Genomic DNA, 21,799 nt, shown 5'->3' with positions numbered 1-21,799 from the left:
GTACCTGTACCTACTCGTTTAGCCGCGATAATGCCCGATCCAATTTCGCTAAGCCTTCATCGATTTCCGCTTTGGTAACAGTCAATGGCGGAATCATCCGCAACACTTCTCCGGCATTGCCGCAAAAATAAAAGAGAACGCCTTCTTCTAATGCAAGGTCCAAAATCTTTGCAGCAGTGTCTCCGTCTTTTTCGCCCGTTTCAGGGTCGACCATTTCAATACCAAACATCATCCCTATACCGCGAACAGCACCAATTTGCGGCCATTTTTGTTGCATGGCGCTCAAGCGTTCTTTTGCATATGCACCTACTTGTTTGGCATTGTCGAGCAACTGTTCCTCTTTTATTACTGCAATTGTTGCCCGTGCCGCCGCACACGCAATGGGGTTGCCGCCAAAAGTCGTAGCATGGCTTCCTAGAGGCCACTTTTGCATAAGCTTATGATTGGCCACAGTTGCACTAAGTGGCAGCCCAGAAGCAATCCCTTTTGCAATCGCCATAATGTCAGGCACGACACCAAAGGTATGTGCGGCAAACCACTCTCCTGTCCGGCCAAACCCTGTTTGCACTTCGTCAAAAATAAGCAACATTCCGTGCGCGTCACAAATAGACCGAATTCGTTTTAACCAAGAGGCAGGCGGTACAATATACCCCCCTTCCCCAAGAACAGGTTCAATAATGACGGCTGCCACTTCATCTGCTGATACTTGGTGGGCAAATAAGGAGGCAAATGAATCCTCAAGCTTGGCAATTGCTTGTTCTTCCGTATCGCCAGGCATATAATATGGAATTTGATAAGCCATCCCTTGTGCAGGCTGGTGCTTGCGGTACTTAGCTTTTGACGTACTAACGCTAAGCGACCCAAGCGTCCGTCCATGGAAACAGCCATTAAAAGAAATGACGTACGGGCGTTTTGTCACATGGCGGGCAAGTTTAAGCGCTCCTTCTACAGCCTCGGTTCCACTGTTGCCAAAAAAGAAGCAATCTAAATCACCTGGCATGATTTCAGCCAGCTCATTGGCAAGCTGTAAAATTGATTCATACTGGATGACGCCAATTGGCCCATGCGTAAAACGTCCAGCTTCTTCTTGGATCGCCGCGACAATTTTTGGATGGCGGTGTCCAACATTGGTCACAGCAATGCCTGATGTAAAATCTAAATAGGTTTTTCCGTCGACACCGTAATAATAACAGCCTTCTTCTTTTTCTACAGGCAAGTTCGGATGGTCTTTCGCCATGCTTGGTGCAAGGCGGTACGGAATTGTTTGTGCTAAATCATTCCATTCTTGTGGCATTAAGGGCACTCCTTTAACGATAAATCATAAAGTGGGCAATCAACACAACGACAGGCAAAGCAATCACTGTACGTTGAATAAAGATGACAAACAGTTGCCAGAAGTTGATCGGGATGCTTGAACGAATAAGCATAACGCCAATTTCAGACATGTAAACAAGTTGAATGAGCGAAACAGCGCCAATGACAAAACGCGTCAACTCGCTTTCAATCCCTGCTCCTAGTATAGCTGGCAAAAACATATCTGCAAAGCCGACAAGCATGGCTGGCGCAGCTGCCTCTGCGTCTGGAATCTGCATCCATTCCAATACAGGCACAAGTGGATAGGAAAGGTACGTAAATACAGGTGTATATTCGGCGACCATTAAGGCAAGCGTGCCGATTGCCATTACAAGTGGCAACATGCCGAACCAAATATCCAATGCGTTGAATGCCCCTTTTTTTAACACTGTGCTTATACGGGGCGCTTGTTTGGCCTTATCGACGCCACGGGCAAAGGCGCTTTTCCATATAGAACCTGTGACCGCCGTTTCTTTTATCGCACCAGGTTGGTCGAGGTGATATGTATTTTTCATTGTCGATAGCGGCGGAATGCGCGGACAAATAAAAGCAGCGAGCAAAACGCCAACAAGAACCGTCATGTAAAAAGATACAAAGCGATGTTCCAACCCTAGCATTTTAGCGATAATTAAACTGAAGCCTATAGATGTGATCGTAAAATTCGTGACGATCACAGCAGACTCTTTTTTAGTATAATAGCGATTTTCATATTGATTGATCGTGATTAAAATGCTCATCATGTTGTTGCCCATCCACGAGGCAAGAGAATCAACAGAAGCGCGCCCTGGCAATTTGAACAGTGGGCGCATAATTTTTTGGGCAAGCGTACCAAGCCACTCCATCAACCCGTAGTCAAGCAAAAGCGGCATTAGCAGGCCCATTACAACCGACCAAACGGCAAGAACAGGCAATAAATCCGTAAACACTGTCCCACCTGTTGCTGGGCTGTACACCATTTCCATTCCAGTCCCCGTCATGACCATTAGTGCAAATACAGCGCCGAGGACGCGAATCGCCGTCCAAGTAAAAGATGTATAAAACAATGTTTTCAAGGCTGGCTTGTCCAAGATAAATCTAGGTTTAAACGCCCAAGTCAAAAACGAAGCAACACCGGAAAACACGAGCAAGGCCAATAAAAAGCTAGGCAAAACGCCAGAAAGGCCGCCTTCTATTAAACCAGCCAAATAGCCAATGAAAACAGTCCAATTGTCGTCTATTTTCACAGGGACTAAAAACAGGACCGCTCCGGCTAAAGAAGGAATAAGAAACGTCGCAAGATGGCGCGACCGTATAGGATGCTGTTTGTTTGATTGTACCGATTTGTATGATTCCATAGTAGACACCCATTCTGTATATTTAATCTATGTATTTGATAATTATACACAAATAATGGCCGTTTAGGAATCTTTTATTTTGGCGATGTTTACCGAGCTCTATTTTTGAAGACTGATTGACAGTCAAAAAGGGATGTTAGGAGGATTGGATATAAAGGTTTATTGAAACAGCCACGAAGGACCAACAGGATTTTACAAAAAATCGAGCGAATTGTACTTGATAAACCTAAAAATCCAGGAGGCCCATTATGTTAGAACAAATACTGTATTGTCATGTTCCCGTGTCACACTTAGAAAATGCGATCAAGTGGTATAAGGAAATACTACACCTTGAATTTGTTTGGCATAGTGAAGAGGAGAGACAAGCACAATTAAATTTTCCCTCTGGCCAAATGTTATTTTTAGTTGAATCCACTCATCAAACTACTGCAACATTTAAAGTCAACAATCAAGCACATCCAGTGATTGCCTTTCAATGCAAACATATAAAAGAGTTAGCCAATCACTTAAAAAGCAACGCAGTCAAAGTGGAAAACATTATGGATGATGGGCTTGGCAATCTATTTTTAGATTTCTATGATCCTGATGGGAACAAATTTAATGTACAATGTGACAAGGGTAAATTCTGAAACAAGTCGATTCGCTCCAAAAAGAAAAGCCACGGAAATGTTGATAAATCAACACTTCCGTGGCTTTTATATGGAGACGGTGGGAATTGAACCCACGTCCAGAGATAACGACACTTACGCTTCTACGAGCGTAGTCTTTGTATTCGTATTTCGCTAGCACTTCAGCCCAAAGACAGGCTTCCGTGCAGCTAGCCTGATTAGTCTCTTCCCTCTCCCTCAGGCGGGGGGAGAAAGGCGTATCCCACTAAAGTTGAGTCTCAGCCACTCCACATGGGCGATGGAGAGGAGAGACCGCTTAGCTTACGCAGCTAGAGCGAAGTTGTTGTTTTCTTTGCCAGTTATTGGCTTGTGCGTTTTTACGAGGCCGACCCCTCGGCTCGCAACGCAAGCTCGACCTATCCCTGTCGAATCCAAAACGTCCCCTTGTTTTTGAAAAGTCCAGGTCAATGCCTGGATATTTCATTATACTACATTCTGTTGAAATGTCAACAATTTGCCGTTTCCCACTTCCATTAACCGCGCATTCGCTCTTTTATCGCCCGTTCTACTTCGCGCTTCGCGTCTTTTCGCCGTAATGTCTCTCGCTTATCGTAGTTTTTCTTCCCTTTTGCCAGTCCGATAAGCACTTTGGCAAAGCCGTTTTTAATATAGACTTTTAATGGCACGATTGAATAGCCTTTTTGCTGCGTTTGCCCAATTAATGTATTGATTTGTTTTTTATGGAGCAACAGTTTCCGCGGCCGTGTCGGTTCGTGGTTGTAACGGTTGCCTTGTTCGTATTCACTGATGTGGGCATTGTACAGAAAAGCTTCGCCATTTTTGATGCGGGCAAACGAATCTTTTAAATTCATTTTTCCAGCCCGAATCGACTTGATTTCTGTTCCGGTTAGGACAATGCCCGCTTCAAATGTTTCTTCAATAAAATAATCATGGCGTGCTTTTTTATTTTGTGCAACAACTTTGCCTTCTGTCGTTTCTCCCATGCGTTCCACCTGCATCTTTCTACCATCTTCCTTTTATCGTACCAATGGAGCGGTCATTCGTCAATTTCTCTAAACGACAGACGTTAAAAGCGACGGCGCTTTTTCTTTCCAAAAAGCTGATCGATGGCAAGCAGTTTGCTGCCGTTTAACACAAGCAAAAGCGAAGTTACCAGCAAAATGAGATCAAGCTCGTAGCCGCCAAGCAGGCCTGCTTCCCATTTGGCGGTTATGATGGCCACAACCATAATCGCCGCAAACACAGCGCCAATAATACGTGTGCCTAATCCGAGGATAAGGGCGAGCCCGCCAATGATCTCGACAAAGGCAACAACGCTCGCCATTGCTGCTGGAATGCCGATTGAATCAAAAAACGCGCCCGTCCCTTCAATTCCGCCATTAAACTTATCAAGCCCGTGGAATAGGAAAATGATTCCTGTTGTGACACGGACAAGCAATATGCCAATTTCTGTTTTTGTCACGTTTCTCCCTCCTTATTGCTTGTAGTGTACGAGAGAAAACAAGCATCGTGCAAGAAGGTACATGTAAGAAACTGTCGGATGTCCTAGTCATACACGACGGGACACTATCCAAAAGCTGTCATTTTCGTGTTTTACGACGGCCTTTTTTTCGCTTCGCTTTAGGGGCGTTTTCATAAAACGGTTTTTTCTTCCGCTTTGCCGTTGACCGGTTGCCATCTATTTTCGGATCGCCTGTCAAACGATTCTTGTCACGTTTTTTTCCGTTCCGCTGCTGTCTTTTTCCGCCATCAATCACTTTTGGCCGCTCAGGTGTTTTCCGCGGCTTGCGCGGCTGCATACCGACAATTTCAAAGTCGACCGATGCTTCTTCGACATTTACTTGAATAACACGGACTTCGAGTTCATCGCCGATGCGGAAAACGGTGCCGCTTCGTTCGCCAATCATCGCATAATGCTTTTGGTCATAATGGTAGTAATCGTCTGTCAAATAGCTAACATGGACTAACCCTTCTACCGTGTTCTCCAATTCGACAAATAAACCGAAGTTGGTAACGCCGCTAATGATCCCTGTAAACGTCTCCCCAATTTTATCTTCCATGTATTGGGCTTTTTTCACACTGTCTGTGTCCCGTTCAGCGTCAATTGCGCGTCGCTCCATTTCCGATGCGTGAGCTGTTAAACCAGGCAGAACTTCCTGCCATTTTGCCGTCGTATTGCGATCCGTTTTGCCTTTGATCAAGTAAGTGCGGATGAGGCGATGGACGAGCAAATCAGGATACCGGCGGATTGGCGAAGTAAAATGGGTATAAAAGTCTGCTGACAACCCAAAGTGGCCGACAGGGTGGACGTCGTACTTCGCCTGTTTCATTGAGCGGAGCATGACGCGGCTAATCACCATTTCTTCTGGTTCCCCAGCAATTTCCTCTAAAAGGGCTTGCAAGGCACGGGGATGGACGGTATTAGCTGTGCCCCGAACCACATAGCCAAACCCAGTAATAAACTCTAAAAACGAATTGAATTTATCCGCATCAGGGTCTTCGTGGATCCGGTATACAAAAGGCAATTTTAGCCAATGGAAATGTTCAGCAACTGTCTCATTAGCGGCAAGCATAAATTCTTCAATTAGTTTCTCCGCAACTGAGCGCTCTCGCAGTACAACATCTGTCGCTTTGCCTTCTTCATTGACAAGCACTTTTGCTTCTTTAAAGTCAAAGTCAATGGCGCCACGGGCGAAGCGTTTGTCTCTTAAAACCTGTGCCAATTCTTCCATTGCTTCAAACATCGGCACTAGCGCTTCATAGCGCTCTCTCAAGGCCTCGTCTTGTTCGACTAGTATTTTGTTGACGTCGCTATACGTCATTCGCTCTGTCGTTCGAATGACACTTTGGAAAATCTCGTGGTTCACAACGCCACCATTTTGGTCGATTTCCATTTGGCAAGACAGCGTCAAACGGTCTACTTTTGGGTTTAAGCTGCAAATGCCATTCGAAAGGCGGTGTGGAATCATCGGAATCACACGGTCAACTAGATAGACGCTCGTAGCGCGGTCAGACGCTTCCTTATCAATTGGCGACCCTTCTTCGACATAATGGGAAACATCAGCAATGTGTACGCCTAGCAAAAAATGGCCGTTTTCTAATTTTTTTACTTGTACAGCATCGTCTAGGTCTTTGGCATCAGCTCCATCAATGGTGACGATTTCCTCATTCCTTAAGTCGCGCCTTTCCTGCAAGTCTGCTTCTGAGATCGCATCTGGCACGTTTGCCGCTTGTGCAAGCGCTTCTTCGGAAAAACTTTGAGAAATGCCATATTTGTAAATGATCGACAGAATGTCCATGCCTGGGTCATTTTTATGGCCAAGCACTTCTTTTATTTCTGCTTCCCCGCCGAAGCGGCCTTCTGGATATTTTGTAATCGTCGCGATTACTTTGTGGCCATCGACTGCACCTTTTTCCTGCCCGTTGACAACAAGGAAGTCCGCGCTAATCCGTTTGTCGTCGGCAACCACTAACGCATACGAAGAAAACTGTTTATATTCGCCGACAACTTCTGTCACTTTCCGTTCAATAATGCGGATCACTTTTCCTTCCGCCCGGGCGCCGCTTGTCCGTTCATCCATGCGGACAAGGACGATGTCGCCATTCATGGCCCCTGACAAGGAACCTTGTGGAACATAAATGTCTTCCTCGCCGTTTTCAGGTAACACAAAGGCGAATCCTTTTGCATGGCCTTGGACACGGCCACGCACTAAATTCATTTTTTCGGGGATGCCATAGCGGTTTGTCCGCGTACGCACAATGCTCCCTTCTTCTTCCAGCTCATTCAAGCCTTGGATCAGCGTTTTAAAGGCATCACCAGAAGCTATGCCGAACTGCTCTTCTAGTTCATCTACTGTAACAGGCTTTTTCGCCTCATTTTGAAAATAGGCAAGGAGCTCTTCTTTTAATCGAGCAGCCATTATTTCCCTCCTTCTAGCTTTTGTTTTTAGTTTGACCAATCTAAGTGATTTAAAAACTCGAGTATATCTTCGTGGAGCTGTTCTTTCTCCTCACCGAGTGTAATCACGTGGGTCGAATGTTCATACCACTTTAGCTTTTTGTCGTCTGTGCCAACATTGTTGCAAATAATCGTAGCGCTTTCGGTATCGATCATTTCGTCATGGCGAGCTTGGACAACAAACGTTGGCGCATAAATCAAGTCAAGCTGCTCCCGTACGTCATCCATCAGTTGCCGCAGCTGATAAAGGGGCTCAAGTGATTTTTCGGCAAGTGCGCGCATTTCAGCTTCGATCACAGCGTTGTCTTTCTTTTCAAGATGCTTGTACTCTTTCGCGTAACGGAGCATCCCATCTTTAATTGCTTCCTCCGTTTTAGGGCGGACTGGGGCACACATCGATATGATTCCCTTTACGGGCATAGAGAAACCTGCTTTTAATGAAAAAACACCGCCAAGGGATAATCCGCACACTGCGATTTCCTTATAGCCATCTTGTTGCAATTTTTCATACGCCGCCTGCACATCGGCCCACCAATCTTTTGGGCTGTACTTAACAAGCTCTTCTGGTGGCACGCCATGCCCTCTATATAGAGGCGCGTGGCATGTATAGCCATGCTTTTGCAAAAAGCGGCCAAGCATGCGGACATCAGCAGTCGTTCCTGTAAAGCCATGCAATAACAGAATAGCCCGCTGTCCTCCTTCAAATGTAAAAGGTTTAGGTGGCACTAATTTCATTGTCATCTTCCCTCTCTGTTTGTCTATCTGTCAGAAACGTTTTAATTTCCTCAATCACTTTATCGGCTTCATATCCATGGCAAATCATATGGCGTGATCGTTTCATCACTTTGATTTCTTTTGTCTTTGACCCGATCACATCATAAAGATAATAAGCAGACTTTAACGGGACAAGACCATCAAGCTCCCCTTGGATAATGAGCGTTGGCACCGTCACTTTACTTGCATAAGGCTTTGTTTTTTGGACCAGTTGCAGAAATTGGCGCACGGCGGCGAATGGCGTTGTCCGGAATTTCCTTTCATAAAGTTCAATCAGCTCATCGCCTTCTTGTTCGCCAGTCAGATGGTAGCGAATGGCAGAGAACATATCTTTTACAAACTGTTTCGGATTCATATAGTAGGCCGCAGCGTTTAAAAGTACAAGCTTGTCCACGGGAAAACGGGCTGCTATGTAGCTGGCGAGCATTCCACCCATGGAAAAACCAATCACATAAAGGCGGTCGCACCGTTTTCTCATTTCTTCAGCCGCTACTTCAACAGCAAATACCCACTGTTTGTACGTCACATTTTTTAACTCCCGCAAACTCCCTTGCCCGTGGCCAGGCAATACAGGCGTGTAAACAAGCCAGCCAGGCTGCTTTGCTAGTTCGTCTGCAATGGGCTGTACTTCCCACGGATCCCCAGTAAAGCCATGTATGCATAAACACCCAATCACAAAAGGTTCCTCCTGTTGCTTTCTATTTGTGAAAACAGACTGCCAGCCGTGCATAAGAACGGCATTTTTCATCAAAATCATCGATATTCGTTAGAACTAGAAATTGGTCGCATCCTGTTTCGTTCGCGATTTTATCTAACTCCCGTTTTACAGTATCAGGCCCGCCAATAATCATCCGCTTCCGGTTCCCTTGGATGCGGGCACGGTCTTGTTCGCTTAGCTTAACGGAGGCAACTGTTTTGCTGCTTGGTACGCGGCTATCTAAGCCTTTTTCCGTCCGCAACAACCATAAATCTTGAGTTTTGGCCAACTCTTCAGCATGCTCGTCCGTTTCGCCACAAATGATAAATACCGCCGTTAACGCATCTGGTTTCCCTTCGCCCCTAAACGCTTGTCGATATGCAGCGTGTGCCAATCTCCCTCGTTCAGGCTCGATAAAACGCCCGTGCACAAAACCTAGCCCACGCCGACCCGCTTCGATGGCGCTCCGCTCCCCAAGACCAAGGATAAACAAGTTTGCTGCACTTGCTGGTTTCGGCGAAACAGTCACTTCCTGGTGCCTGCCGCCTTGTACCCACTTGGAAAGGGCATCGACTTTCTCCCAAAACATAGCGATCCCGTCCGTATGTCCATTGGCAAGAGCAGCGCGAATTCGTTCAGTGCCTCCAGGGGAGTTACCAATGCCACCATCAATTCGACCTGGGAACATCGCTTCTAGTTGCCTTAATTGGGCCGCTACTTTATAAGCGCTATACTGAGACAGCAAAATGCCTCCAGAACCTACATGAATCGTCTTCGTCCTTGCAGCAGCCGCCGCCATCCACACTTCAGGAGCACTGGAAGCAAGCCCCCTTGTGCCGTGGTGTTCGGCAAACCAATACCGTTCGTACCCCCATTGTTCAGCAAGCTCAACAAGAGAAAACGTTTGTTCCGCTGTTTGTTCTGCTGATTGTCCTATGGTTATAGGCACTTGGTCTAAGATGCTTAAGCGCACTTCATCACCTCTATATCCGATTGTTCCTTTTTTAAGCTGCAATTAAACAGGAAACAGAAAAAACACCTGGCAAGCCCAGGTGTTTCGCATCGTTTATAGGAAATACGCATTTAACCCTGTCAAAATAAAAAACAAAACAGCAAGTACGATTGTTGCTCGATGCAAAACCGCATCAAGCCCGCGCGCTTTTTGTTTTCCTAGCAACTGCTCTGCCCCTCCAGTAATGGCTCCTGATAACCCAGAGCTGCGGCCTGGCTGCAAGAGGACGACAGCGACTAGAAGGACAGAAACAATAATTAATGCGATCATCAAAAACAGCTGCATCAACAAACACCTCCACGAACACGTCAGTATCACTAGTTTAGCATAGCCATGCCTTTGAAAACAATAGGCTAGTTTTTTAGAAGCTGAAGTTTGTGGCGCCAATGGGCGAGTGAAGCATCAGGATCCTTTAAAGTAAAGCGCACCGCCGACTCTAATTTGGCATAAGGCGCTTGGTCGGCTTTCACACGTAAGACGCGCCCTTCGTAAAGGGCAAGGTCCTCTTGACGGCCTATCGGCTCAAGTTGAAGCTGAATATCAAAAGCCGTTTCGCACGTAACGAGCAAGAGCACTGCTTTTTTCGAACGCATCGCATAGTTATCCGTTTGTGTCCCACTCCATAACGCAATCCGTATGCGGTCTTTTGAATAGGCTAACACTTCTCCGACACTCACCATCGCTTTATATGGAAAGCCATTCTCATCAACCGTTAAAAAATGCATCGCCTCATGCTGCTTTTTTTCCAATTGTTCACCGTTTAAAAAAGATGCTACAGCAGGGGGAAGAATTTCACTATCAGCCATAAACGCCTGCCTCCCGTTTTTTCTTTCCCCTTAACGATAGCATGGCTTTTGCAAAATGCCAAACCTTAGGCTAACAACAGTTTCTTCTGCTTCTTATTGCCTGGGTGCCCATCAAGCTACAAAATGATTACATACTTGCTGATTTTGAGTCTTTCTTGTTCGAACGCGTTTCATTTATAAAGGTGTATAGGACGCAACCGACACCAATTAAAATGAAAATCGCTGAAAATGGTTTCGTAAAAAAGTCGGCCACATTGCCTGTCGACATGAGTGCTCTCCGCAAATACGTTTCCAAAAGGGGCCCGAGAATAAAACCCAAAATGAGCGGAGCAATCGGAAACTTGGCCTTTAACAAAATGTAGCCAATAACCCCAAAAAAGAGCATGACGCCAATATCGAAAACAGAAGAGTTGGTGGCAAAGGCGCCGACGAAACATAAGACAAGGATAATTGGGAACAAATATTCTTTTGAAATCATCAATACACGTGTAAAAAATCGCATCGCGAACGCTTGAAATAAAAGAACGAGAAAGATAGCAACAATGAAAGCAATAAATACGACATTGACAATTTCGCGGTTTTCTGCAAAGAAAAGCGGACCAGGCTGAATGCCATGAATCATAAAGCCGCCAAGCAAAATCGCTGTTACCGTATCGCCAGGTATACCGAGTGTTAGCATCGGAATAAGTGATCCGCCAACAGCAGCGGTATTCGCTGATTCAGACGCATAGATGCCTTCCGGTGCCCCTTTCCCAAACTTGTCGCGGTTTTTTGATGCTTGCTTCGTTTGTGCATAGGCAACAAGGTTTGCCGTACCGCTCCCCAACCCTGGCAATATGCCAAATGCAATCCCGATGATCGACGAACGCAGCATATTCCATTTATTTTGAAATAATTCTGCCACCTTTATGCCGATTCCTTTAACAGAGAAGTTCATTTCTTTCCGCTCATCGCCTGCTTTTATTTCCGATAAAAGTTGAGCGATGGCGAATAAGCCCATGATAAGCGGCAACAGGCTGATGCCGCCTTTTAGCTCTAACACGCCAAATGTATAGCGCTGCAGCCCATCAATTGGTGCGAACCCTACCATGCCAATCGCTAAGCCAATAAAGCCAGCAGTAATCCCTTTCAACATGCTACCTTGGGCCAGGACGGCAAGCAAGGAAAGCGCGAAAAAAATTAAAGCAAAAAACTCAAATGGCCCCATCTGCACCGCAAACCTGGAAATAAGGGGAGAAATGGTAGTCAAGGCAATAAAGCTTAGTAAACCGCCAACAAGTGAGGCGACAATACCAATGCCGAGCGCTCTTACTGGTTCGCCGTTTTTCGCCATTGGGTACGCATCGAACGTAGTGGCGATCGATGAGGGCGTTCCTGGTATTCCAAGAAGTGTAGAAGCAACGAGCCCGCCAGAAACGCCGCCTAAGTGCAAGCAGACAAGAAAACTGATTCCTTGTATCGGTTCTAGTTGGAACGTAAACGGCACGAACAAGGCCATGGCCATCGTTGAGGTTAGGCCAGGCACTGTGCCAAACATGAGGCCAATAAACACCCCTAGTACCATTAACAACACGACAAAAGGGGTGAACACGTCAGTTATGCTCGCAAGTAAAACATCCATTGATTTCGTCCCCCTTCATCGGAAAAATCCGCCTGGCAATAAAACATCAAGGTATTCGGTAAATATCCAATAGATTGAAAAAGTAATAAGTAGTGAGGCCACTGTTACTTGAACGACATGTTTTTTCGTTCTCTTACTAGACAAGTACAAAGTCGTGGCTGCTAAAAAAAGGAATGTGCTTAATACGTACCCTAACGCCGAAAAAGCGACAGCATATAGAAACAAACTTCCTAATATCACATACATTTTCTTTTGCCGCGCTTTTGCCTCAGGTAAATCCTCTTTCGGCTCCGTTTTTTTCTTTGCTTTTAATCCTCCTACTGTTAAAGCAGCACCACAAATGACAAGTGCCGTACCGACTATTCTTGGCAATAAAACGGGCCCAGGATCATCCATTAGCCTCATATAATCCATCGTAAGCGTTTCCAAAATTATATAGGCGCCGACAATGAGCGTTCCCATTCCAATCCAGCAATCGAGTTTTGACATATTGGCTCCCCCTTATCCCTAGTCTTCTTGAAATAACTCAAACGCGATGTCTTCTGCTTTTTTGAGTTCTTCTTGGTTGAATGTAAGGGTTTCATGATGATCCATTTGAATATGTCTCTGGAACGTGGTGGCGAGGTCTTGTACATACTCCTCATCTTCTGCAAGCTGCTCTGCTGCTGCGTTCCATTTGTCGATGATCTCTTCGGGCAGATTAGGCGGCCCGTATAATGTATGGATGATTGGAAACTGCACGTCATACCCTTGCTCAAGGGCAGTCGGAATATCAGGTGCCAGCTCATCCCGTTCTTCTGATAGAACGGCTAACGCTTTAAAATCGCCTGATTCTATATAGTTTAAGGCGTTGCCAATTCCAGTAGAAACAAAATCAATTTGGTTGCCGAGCAATGCCGTCATACGGTCTGACTCTCCACCGACATCAAGCACTTTAATGTCGACATCGGCAACTTGCCCAAGTTGCTCGCCCATAAAATGAGTGGTTCCGCCGATTTGGCCACCATACAGGATTTCGTAAGGGTTTTGCCTCGCTTCCTCAACTAGTTCTTCTAATGAATCCCATGGGGCATCAGCACGCGTGACGAAAACTTGGTTAATGCCAGCAAAGGTTCCAATCGGCGTCATTTCCAACGCCGAATAATCGTATTGGCCAACTGCATAACTTGTGTGCAATGCTTGATGATAATAGAGAAGCTTGTATCCATCGGCCTTGGCGCGGTAGACATTTTCATAAGCAAGTGCACCACCTGCAGCGTCTTGGTTAACAATGACAACGTCGCTATCTAAATACTTTCCGATATGACGTGCTAACACTCTTGCCCCAGCATCAGACTGCCCTCCTGGCGAGGCAGGGACATAAAGTTCAATCGTTTGCTTCGGGTACGTGTCAATGGCAGCTTGCGTAACGGCTGTTTCGTCGTGGTTGCTGCAGGCAACTAGAAGAAGAGCCTGCAGCACGAGCAAAGGGAACCATTTCACGACTTACACCTCCTCCCGCTTTAAGCGCGCGTTTGTGATGTTCGATCTTGCAGTTGATGGACGGATACATCTTCCCAGTTGAGCGACTCGACCCGGTATTGCTCGATTTTTTCCCAATCAAGCTCCATTCCGAGCCCTACGGTTGAACGTTCAGGCAAATACAAGTAACCGTTTTCATAATAGACTTTGTTTTTAACGACATCGCCTACGTAAAGCTCTGGGCCAGTTGGATCGGAAATGTAGTTTAAATGATCGAGCGTTGAACCAAAATAGGCCATCGCTGTTGTGCCAATTGACAGTTCCTGTGTCGTCCCAATAAGGACGCTTTTTTCAGCTACAGCCGCTGCATCGGCCGCTTTTCTTGCCTGTGTAATGCCGCCAATAAAGACAGGTGCAATGTTAAAAATATCGACTGAATCATGTTTGATCATTTCCGACTGCTGGCGCAAGCTCCAGACATGTTCGCTTACCGGTAATTCACAGCGCATGCGGAAATGATGCAGCCCTACAAAATCATTTCGGAGCGCAGGACTCTCAACAAGATCAATTGGGTATTTCGCTAAGCGCCGCGTAATCCGTAACGCTTCCTTCCAATCAAGGAGATGGCTAAAATCAAGGGATTTCACTTTTACTTTGCCGCCAAACTCGTCATAAACCCTTGCTAAAAAGGCCTCGTCCGCATCAACGTTTTTGCCGACATAAAGGCGAAATACGTCAAAACCTTTCTCATATTGCTTTTTAACAAGCTCTAAATTCGCCTCGACTTCATCCATAAAGCGATGCCTAAAAATCGGAAAGCATACTTTGATTTTCTCGCGTTGGCGGCCCCCTAATAGATCAGACACAGACACGCCTAGCGCTTTTCCACAAAGGTCATAAAGCGCCGTGTCAACGCCATTTCGAATAAAGCTACCTTTTTCATAATAGTACATCGCTTCAGGGAAGTTTCCATTTAACTCTGTATTGATAGGGGCTATGTCAAATGGGTTTTTGCCAACGAGAATTTGTTTTAACGTACGCTCCAAATCAACAATGTCAACCGCATACTTCGGTAGATGAGAGAAGTCTGACATTTCGCCAATCCCCTCAATGCCGTTGTCTGTAAACAATTGCACGATCACATGTTTATTGACAAAGCCAGTCAAGCGTGGCATACCGATTGCCGTTAACTGCACATCTGTAATTTTCATCCTCATCACCCTTTCACGAATACCGTTTTGATTGATGTGTAAAATTCCTTCGCCGCTTGCCCTTGTTCCCTAGAGTGGGAGCTGGACGCTTTCATTCCCCCAAATGGCGCTTGCAATTCAACACCGGCGCTTTCTGCATTAACTCGAACAAGGCCCGCATCCATTTCATCAATAAACAACAGCATTTTTTCAATATTGGTTGTGAAAATAGAGGCACTTAACCCGTACCGGCTGTCATTGGCGATTTCAATCGCCTCTTCCATGTTCTTCGCTGTGATAAGAGCAATAACTGGGCCGAATATTTCTTCTTGGGCAATTCGCATATGGCGATTCACGTTTGTAAAGATCGTCGGTTCAACAAAATAGCCTGCCGACCGGTTTCCGTCTGTTACTCTCTTGCCGCCGCATAAAAGTTTCGCGCCTTCATTTTTGCCGATTTCAATATAGTCTAGAACGGTACGAAGCTGCGCCTCACTTGCACAAGGCCCCATCCAAACGCCATCGTCTAGAGCTTTGCCAATTGTAATTTGTTTTGTTTTTTCGAGAAGAAGCTCCTGGAAGTCCTGAAGAATCGCTTCAGCGACAATGACGCGGCTTGTCGCCGTACATTTCTGTCCTGTAGAGCGAAAAGCACCGCTAATTGTTGCATCAACAGCTACATGAAGATCAGCATCTTCTGCGACAATAACAGGGTTTTTTCCACCCATTTCAAGCTGGTACTTCGCTCCCCTTGCAGCTGCTGCTTTTCCAATTTGCTTACCTGTTTGTTCTGAGCCAGTAAACGTTAGGCCGTGAACGTGTTCATGGGCGACTAGTGCATTTCCGATCACCTTGCCAGACCCTGTCACCAAATTGAGCACACCTTCAGGAAGTCCCGCTTGCGCAAAACACTCCACTACTTTTGCTGCTGTTACAGCTGCTTCTGTTGCTGGTTTAAACACAACCGTATTGCCATAAATAAGCGCTGGAGCGATTTTCCATACAGGAATCGCAACAGGAAAATTCCATGGCGTAATCACACCAACGACGCCGAGGGGAACACGTTTCGTAAACATGAGCGCTTCGCTGTCTGTGGAAGGGATCACCTCGCCATCAGCTCTTAACCCTTCTCCGCCATAATACCGAAGGATCGCGACACCGCGAGCTGTCTCCCCTTTTGCTTCAGGCAATGTTTTTCCCATTTCACGGGCGAGTGTTTCCGCAATTTCATCGAGGCGGTTTTCTAACTGATTGGCCGCTTGATACAAATAATGGCCACGCTCCGCTCCTGTCAGCTTCCGCCACGGCAAAAGGGCGCCCTTCGCCGCTGCAACCGCGTCATCAACGACATCAGCCGGGGAATTCTGGATGTAGCCCACAACTTCTTCGGCATCGGACGGATTTATGCTTGCGAGAGGGGGAGCCGCTTCTTGTTTCCAGTGCCCGTTAATATAATTGCCAAATACGACTTCTGTTTTGATCGCCATTTGCCTCATCCTTTCGTAGGTTGTAATAACTTCCAGCTAGAAAGCAGTTCTGTCACAAGCTGTTTATCTTCGTTGCTTAATTCATTCACAGGTGCCCTTGTCACCCCAGCATTTTGCCTAAGCATTTCCATTGCTTCTTTAATGACGACGACGTTATTGCCTTGGTTGTACTTCGCGCGCAAGTCCTCGAAAGGGACAATGTCTTCCCAAATTTGCCACACGGTATCGTTGTCATTGTTTCGCAATGCTTCCAGCATATCGACTGCTTTTTCGGGCAGAAGATTCACAAGCCCAGAAGTAAACCCTTTTGCCCCCGCATGCCAGAAAAATGGCGCCCATTTCTCTGCTGTTCCACAAATCCAAGCGATCTGATGTTCCTCTGGAATCGAACGTACAACTTTGGCAAAGCGAGGCAAATCATTAATCGCATATTTGACGCCGACTAGGTTTTCAAGTGGCGCCAAATCAACGAGCACTTGGTCGGAAATTTCAGGATCTTTAAAATAAACGAGTGACGGAAAATCTAGTGCCTCGATGATTTCGCGGAAGTAGGCACACACACCGCCCGCTGTCACATAAGGGTGGATCGGCATATGAATCATGACCGCATCTACCCCGGCCGCTATCGCATCGTTTCCAAGTTCAATCGCTGTTGACGTCGCATATCCGATGCCAGCGACGACAAGCGCACGCCCATTAACATATTCTACGGTGCGCCGGACTTCCTCTTTTGCTTCCTCAAGAGACAGCGCATAGAATTCACTCGTATTTCCACAAGGAACGATCACATCAATGCCATTGTCGACAATCCTGTCGACCGTTTCCTTGTAGTGGTTCCAATCGATGCTGCCGTCTGATTTTCGAAACGGCGTGATTGGTATGCCAGAAATGGTTTCTAATGCTTTTGCCAACGGCTTCTTTGCCACAGTTCATCACCCTTTTCTAAAAAATTAGCTCTGACCATTCTCGGCCTATATAGGCCGATGAATGATCATGGATTTCTTTCGGCCTGTGCTCTCGCTTCTGCAGCCAAAATATTGTCTTTCGTCCGCAAAATATGGTCTTTCATTCGCTGTTCGGCCTGCTCAGGCTCCCGTTGCTTAATCGCCTCAAAAATTGCTCTGTGCTCTTGATAGCCGACTTCGCGCTCGACTTCCACTTTAAGGGCACGCTTCCGGAAGGCTTTGTCTATGCTGCGAATGTTAGCTAAGATCGTTTGCATCATCTTATTTTCGGTACTGGTAATAATCATTTGGTGAAACCGTGAATTTTGTTCAATCAAGGCATCTGAATCACCTTTGTTATGAAGGCTCTCCATGATAAGCACCACTTGCTCAAGTTCCTTCACGTCTTCTTCGCTCATTTTGACTGCAGCAAGGCGGGCACATAGCGATTCAACGGCGGCGCGTAGAAGAAGAATTTCTTCAATTGATGTAGAAGCGTACTCTGAAACAAATGTCCCTTTGCGCGGAACGGTTACTAGCATGCCTTCATTTTCTAAAATCCGAAACGCTTCTTTGATCGGCGTCGTGCTAATTCCCATCATCTTCGATAACTCACGCTCTTTTAAATGCTCTCCAACTTCAAAGTATCCGCTTACAATTCCTTCGCGGATTTTTTCAACTGCCAGTTCACGCAGTGACTTTACTAAATTGGGATCAACAGAAAAGAAACGTTCATCCTTATCAGTCATACAACCAGCTCCAATTTAAAATATGAAATCTGATATATCACACTATAGAACAAAAAACGCCTATTGTCAAAACATTATTTTTAATTCCTTAATCAATGTTGGCACATTAGCAATCAAAATAACATATTTGCTTATGCAAAAAAAAATAGCGCAATGGACTCACTGGCATCCATTGCGCTTTAGACTTACTTGCTCAAGTTATAAAAAGACTTCAAACCATTGTACTGAGCAAGATCAGCAAGCTCATCTTCAATGCGAAGAAGTTGGTTGTATTTGGCGACACGGTCTGTACGAGATGGCGCGCCTGTTTTGATTTGGCCAGCATTTGTGGCAACAGCAATGTCAGCAATCGTCGCATCTTCTGTTTCACCAGAACGGTGGGAAATAACAGCTGTATAGCCAGCGCGTTTTGCCATTTCGATTGCATCGAATGTTTCCGTCAATGTGCCGATTTGGTTTACTTTGATCAGAATCGAGTTGCCAATGCCTTTTTCAATGCCTTCCGCTAGCTTTTTCGTGTTTGTGACAAACAAATCGTCACCAACAAGTTGAACTTTATCGCCAAGGCGCTCTGTTAGAAGTTTGTGGCCTTCCCAATCGTTTTCATCAAGGCCATCTTCAATCGAGATAATTGGGTATTTCGAAACAAGTTCTTCGTAGAAGGAAACCATTTCCTCAGAAGAAAGAACTTTGCCTTCGCCAGCAAGGTGGTATTTGCCGTCTTCTTTGCTGTAAAGCTCAGAAGAAGCAACGTCCATTGCCAACTTCACTTGTTCTCCAGGCTTATAACCTGCTTTTTCAATCGCTTCAATGATCGTGGCAAGCGCTTCTTCGTTTGAAGAAAGGTTAGGAGCAAAGCCACCTTCGTCGCCTACTGCTGTGTTGTAGCCTTTCGCTTTAAGAACAGACTTCAAGTTATGGAAAATTTCCGCACCCATGCGAAGCGCTTCTTTAAAGCTCTCTGCGCCGACAGGCATGACCATAAATTCTTGAATATCTACGTTGTTGTCGGCATGCTCTCCCCCATTAATGATGTTCATCATTGGTACTGGAAGTTGCTTAGCATTAAAGCCGCCAAGGTAAACATATAGTGGAATGTCAAGTGCATTTGCAGCAGCGTGGGCAACGGCCATTGACACGCCAAGAATCGCATTGGCGCCAAAGTTGCCTTTGTTTTCTGTCCCGTCAAGTTCGATTAACAAACGGTCGATGCCAATTTGGTCCAACGCGTTTTCGCCAATTAGTTCAGGAGCGATTTTTTCATTTACATTGTCAACTGCCTTTTGGACACCTTTGCCCATATAACGGTCGCCGCCGTCGCGAAGTTCTACCGCTTCGTATTCGCCAGTCGAGGCGCCACTTGGCACGAGGGCACGGCCCATAATGCCGGATTCTAGGTGAACTTCTACTTCTACAGTCGGGTTGCCACGAGAGTCAAGGACTTCACGTGCATAAACATCAGAAATAATCGTCATGTCAATTCACTCCTAAATTGAATTTATTGTTTAAGCGTCTTGCCTGTCATTTCTTTCGGCTTGTCCCCGCCAAGCAAATCAAGCACAGTCGGCGCCAAGTCAGCTAAAATGCCGTCTTCACGAAGCCTGATTCCTTTTTCCGTTACGATGACAGGCACTTTGTTTGTCGTATGTGCCGTCATCGGTTTGCCATCAAGTGTCACGACTTCGTCGGCATTGCCGTGGTCTGCTGTAATAATCGCCGCTCCGCCTTTTTGAAGCAATGCATCGACAACACGGCCTAAGCATTCGTCAACGGCTTCAATCGCTTTTACTGTTGGCTCCAACATTCCTGAATGCCCAACCATGTCAGGGTTGGCAAAGTTTAAGATAATCACATCATGTTTTTCGCCTTCGATTTCCTTGACAAGCGCATCGGTTACTTCATACGCGCTCATTTCCGGTTTAAGGTCGTAAGTAGCGACTTTAGGCGAGTCGATCAAAATCCGCTCTTCGCCTGGAAACTCTTCTTCACGCCCGCCACTGAAAAAGAACGTCACATGTGGGTACTTTTCGGTTTCCGCAATCCGTAGTTGTGTGTAGTTTTGCTGGGAAAGGACTTCGCCAAGCGTATTGTCCAAGTTTGTCGGTTTAAAGGCAACAAAGCCTTTCACTGTTTCACTAAACTTCGTTAAGCAGACAAAATGGAGGCGCTTCGGCATCTTTTCCCCGCGGTCGAACCCACGAAAGTCTTCATTCGTGAAAACTTGTGATAGCTGGATAGCACGGTCAGGGCGAAAATTGCAGAAAATGACGGCATCATCGTCTTTGACAGTTGCTATAGGTGTACCATCCTCTTCTGTTATAACGGACGGGATCACAAACTCATCAACAATGTTGTTTTTGTAGCTGTCTTCTAGCAGCTCTAGCCCGTTCTTATAGGCAGGGCCTTCGCCATAAACCATTGCACGGTATGACTTTTCAACTCGATCCCAACGTTTGTCGCGATCCATTGCATAGTAACGGCCGTGTACAGTCGCCAGCTTACCGAGTCCGACTTCATCAAATTTGTCTTGCAATCCTTTTAAGTATACTTCTGCTGAAGTGGGGCCGACGTCGCGGCCATCTAAAAAGCCATGGACATAAACGCGCTCGACGTTTTGTTGTTTTGCCATATCAAGCAAGGCATAAATATGGTCGATGTGGCTATGGATGCCGCCATCGGACAACAAACCATATATATGGAGTGCCGATTGTTTTTCTTTAACATGGTCCATTGCCTTTATGAACGTCTCATTCTTAAAAAAGTCGCCTTCGCGAATCGACAAATTCACACGCGTTAAACTTTGGTACACAATGCGCCCAGCACCAATGTTTAAATGGCCAACTTCTGAATTGCCCATTTGCCCTTCTGGCAAGCCAACATTTTCACCGTCTGCCCGCAACGTGGCGTGTGGAAACTCATTCCAGTAACGGTCAAAGTTCGGCTTTTGGGCTTGTGCCACGGCATTGCCTTTCTCTTCCTCTCGCAGGCCAAAGCCATCGAGAATGATTAAGGCTACTGGCTTTTTACTCATTTTGCTGCCTCCACTAATTCTAAAAACGAATCTGCGTCCAAGCTGGCTCCACCAACAAGGGCGCCATCTATGTCCGGTTGGGCCATGTAGTCTTTAATGTTGCCAGGTTTTACGCTGCCGCCGTACTGGATCCGAATCGCCTCTGCTGCTGCTTCAGAAAAATTAGCGGCCACCGTTTGACGCACGTAAGCGCAAGCTTCATTCGCGTCTTTTTCTGTCGCTGATTTGCCTGTGCCGATCGCCCAAATAGGCTCGTACGCAATTACCGTTTGTTTTACTTGTTCTTCGCTTAAACCAGCAAGGCCTTTTTCTACTTGCTCTTTTACAACAGCTTCCATTTTACCAGCTTCACGCTCTTCAGCCGTTTCACCGCAGCACATAATCGGAACCAACTGATGGGCGAATGCGGCATGCACTTTCTTGTTGACAGTCTCGTCTGTCTCGGCAAACATTTCGCGCCGTTCTGAATGGCCGATAATCACGTAATGGACGCCCATGTCAGACAATGCTTTGGGGCTGATCTCTCCTGTAAACGCGCCATTGTCTTCAAAATGCATCGTTTGAGCACCGATTTTTAACTCTGTTCCTTTTACCGCTTGAAGCAAACGGTCAAGAAACAATGCTGGCGCGCAAACAACCGAATCAACCGTTGCATTTGCGGGAACGTTCGCTTTTACTGCTTCGACAAAATCAACAGCTTCGCCGATTGTTTTATTCATTTTCCAGTTTCCTGCAATAATTGGTTTACGCATG

General features: G+C 46.1%; 21 protein-coding genes and 1 other RNA gene. 1 reads left to right on the top strand and 21 read right to left on the bottom strand.

Features of this window, described 5'->3' with window-relative positions:
- Window positions 1-10: 10 nt before the first annotated feature.
- Both N6H06_RS06105 and N6H06_RS06100 read right to left on the bottom strand, forming a co-directional pair.
- Window positions 11-1,294, bottom strand: coding sequence for an aspartate aminotransferase family protein (locus N6H06_RS06105; protein WP_263705854.1), 1,284 nt, complete (start codon window positions 1,292-1,294; stop codon window positions 11-13).
- Between the two features lie 13 nt (window positions 1,295-1,307).
- Window positions 1,308-2,687: a YjiH family protein gene (locus tag N6H06_RS06100; protein ID WP_212954137.1), complete on the bottom strand. Its 1,380-nt coding sequence runs from the start codon at window positions 2,685-2,687 to the stop codon at window positions 1,308-1,310.
- A gap of 248 nt (window positions 2,688-2,935) precedes the next feature.
- On the opposite strand from N6H06_RS06100, the gene N6H06_RS06095 reads away from it, so the two are divergent.
- The gene (locus N6H06_RS06095) at window positions 2,936-3,316 is read left to right on the top strand and encodes a VOC family protein (RefSeq protein ID WP_062746475.1); all 381 of its coding nucleotides are present in this window, start codon (window positions 2,936-2,938) and stop codon (window positions 3,314-3,316) included.
- Between the two features lie 68 nt (window positions 3,317-3,384).
- On the opposite strand, the gene ssrA is transcribed toward N6H06_RS06095, so the two are convergent.
- From ssrA to tpiA, 19 genes are all read right to left on the bottom strand, one after another.
- Window positions 3,385-3,739, bottom strand: a transfer-messenger RNA (tmRNA) gene (gene ssrA / locus N6H06_RS06090).
- 89 nt (window positions 3,740-3,828) lie between these two features.
- Window positions 3,829-4,299, bottom strand: coding sequence for an SsrA-binding protein SmpB (smpB, locus tag N6H06_RS06085; RefSeq protein WP_035202732.1), 471 nt, complete (start codon window positions 4,297-4,299; stop codon window positions 3,829-3,831).
- An 83-nt stretch (window positions 4,300-4,382) separates the two neighbouring features.
- Window positions 4,383-4,778 (bottom strand): DoxX family protein, encoded by a 396-nt coding sequence (locus N6H06_RS06080; RefSeq protein WP_263705853.1) that lies wholly within the window; start codon window positions 4,776-4,778, stop codon window positions 4,383-4,385.
- A gap of 118 nt (window positions 4,779-4,896) precedes the next feature.
- On the bottom strand, window positions 4,897-7,236 hold the full coding sequence (rnr, locus tag N6H06_RS06075) for a ribonuclease R (protein WP_263705852.1): 2,340 nt from the start codon (window positions 7,234-7,236) through the stop codon (window positions 4,897-4,899).
- Window positions 7,237-7,262: 26 nt separating this feature from the next.
- On the bottom strand, window positions 7,263-8,009 hold the full coding sequence (locus N6H06_RS06070) for an alpha/beta hydrolase (protein ID WP_263705851.1): 747 nt from the start codon (window positions 8,007-8,009) through the stop codon (window positions 7,263-7,265).
- Entirely contained in the window at window positions 7,990-8,724 is a 735-nt protein-coding gene (locus tag N6H06_RS06065) for an alpha/beta hydrolase (RefSeq protein ID WP_062746468.1), read from the bottom strand. Before N6H06_RS06065 ends, N6H06_RS06070 begins: the two co-directional genes overlap by 20 nt.
- A gap of 22 nt (window positions 8,725-8,746) precedes the next feature.
- Window positions 8,747-9,718, bottom strand: a complete 972-nt coding sequence (locus N6H06_RS06060) for an LLM class flavin-dependent oxidoreductase (RefSeq protein ID WP_263705850.1) — start codon at window positions 9,716-9,718, stop codon at window positions 8,747-8,749.
- 93 nt (window positions 9,719-9,811) lie between these two features.
- Window positions 9,812-10,042: a preprotein translocase subunit SecG gene (gene secG / locus N6H06_RS06055; protein ID WP_062746464.1), complete on the bottom strand. Its 231-nt coding sequence runs from the start codon at window positions 10,040-10,042 to the stop codon at window positions 9,812-9,814.
- Window positions 10,043-10,110: 68 nt separating this feature from the next.
- Window positions 10,111-10,563: a pyridoxamine 5'-phosphate oxidase family protein gene (locus tag N6H06_RS06050; protein WP_263705849.1), complete on the bottom strand. Its 453-nt coding sequence runs from the start codon at window positions 10,561-10,563 to the stop codon at window positions 10,111-10,113.
- A gap of 127 nt (window positions 10,564-10,690) precedes the next feature.
- Window positions 10,691-12,184: a tripartite tricarboxylate transporter permease gene (locus N6H06_RS06045; RefSeq protein WP_263705848.1), complete on the bottom strand. Its 1,494-nt coding sequence runs from the start codon at window positions 12,182-12,184 to the stop codon at window positions 10,691-10,693.
- A gap of 15 nt (window positions 12,185-12,199) precedes the next feature.
- Window positions 12,200-12,673, bottom strand: a complete 474-nt coding sequence (locus tag N6H06_RS06040; protein WP_263705847.1) for a tripartite tricarboxylate transporter TctB family protein — start codon at window positions 12,671-12,673, stop codon at window positions 12,200-12,202.
- A gap of 18 nt (window positions 12,674-12,691) precedes the next feature.
- Window positions 12,692-13,666: a tripartite tricarboxylate transporter substrate binding protein gene (locus N6H06_RS06035; RefSeq protein WP_263705846.1), complete on the bottom strand. Its 975-nt coding sequence runs from the start codon at window positions 13,664-13,666 to the stop codon at window positions 12,692-12,694.
- Window positions 13,667-13,686: 20 nt separating this feature from the next.
- Complete coding sequence (locus N6H06_RS06030) at window positions 13,687-14,856, bottom strand: mandelate racemase/muconate lactonizing enzyme family protein (RefSeq protein WP_263705845.1); 1,170 nt, start codon at window positions 14,854-14,856, stop codon at window positions 13,687-13,689.
- Between the two features lie 5 nt (window positions 14,857-14,861).
- A complete protein-coding gene (gene gucD / locus N6H06_RS06025) occupies window positions 14,862-16,322 on the bottom strand; it encodes an alpha-ketoglutaric semialdehyde dehydrogenase GucD (RefSeq protein ID WP_263705844.1) in 1,461 nt (486 codons plus the stop codon).
- A 5-nt stretch (window positions 16,323-16,327) separates the two neighbouring features.
- Window positions 16,328-17,248 (bottom strand): dihydrodipicolinate synthase family protein, encoded by a 921-nt coding sequence (locus tag N6H06_RS06020; protein WP_263705843.1) that lies wholly within the window; start codon window positions 17,246-17,248, stop codon window positions 16,328-16,330.
- A gap of 65 nt (window positions 17,249-17,313) precedes the next feature.
- A complete protein-coding gene (locus N6H06_RS06015; RefSeq protein WP_062746447.1) occupies window positions 17,314-18,015 on the bottom strand; it encodes a GntR family transcriptional regulator in 702 nt (233 codons plus the stop codon).
- 185 nt (window positions 18,016-18,200) lie between these two features.
- Window positions 18,201-19,490 carry a phosphopyruvate hydratase gene (eno, locus tag N6H06_RS06010; RefSeq protein ID WP_062746442.1) on the bottom strand — a complete coding sequence of 430 codons (1,290 nt, stop codon included), beginning with the start codon at window positions 19,488-19,490 and terminating at the stop codon, window positions 18,201-18,203.
- Window positions 19,491-19,513: 23 nt separating this feature from the next.
- Window positions 19,514-21,046 (bottom strand): 2,3-bisphosphoglycerate-independent phosphoglycerate mutase, encoded by a 1,533-nt coding sequence (gene gpmI / locus N6H06_RS06005; RefSeq protein WP_062746440.1) that lies wholly within the window; start codon window positions 21,044-21,046, stop codon window positions 19,514-19,516.
- The gene (tpiA, locus tag N6H06_RS06000) at window positions 21,043-21,798 is read right to left on the bottom strand and encodes a triose-phosphate isomerase (RefSeq protein WP_062746438.1); all 756 of its coding nucleotides are present in this window, start codon (window positions 21,796-21,798) and stop codon (window positions 21,043-21,045) included. Before tpiA ends, gpmI begins: the two co-directional genes overlap by 4 nt.
- Window position 21,799: the final 1 nt, after the last annotated feature.

The organism is Shouchella tritolerans (genome assembly GCF_025770735.1).
GTDB lineage: Bacteria > Bacillota > Bacilli > Bacillales > Bacillaceae_D > Shouchella > Shouchella tritolerans.
Note: the sequence above shows the minus strand (reverse complement) of the source record. Positions and strands in the feature narration are given on the sequence as shown.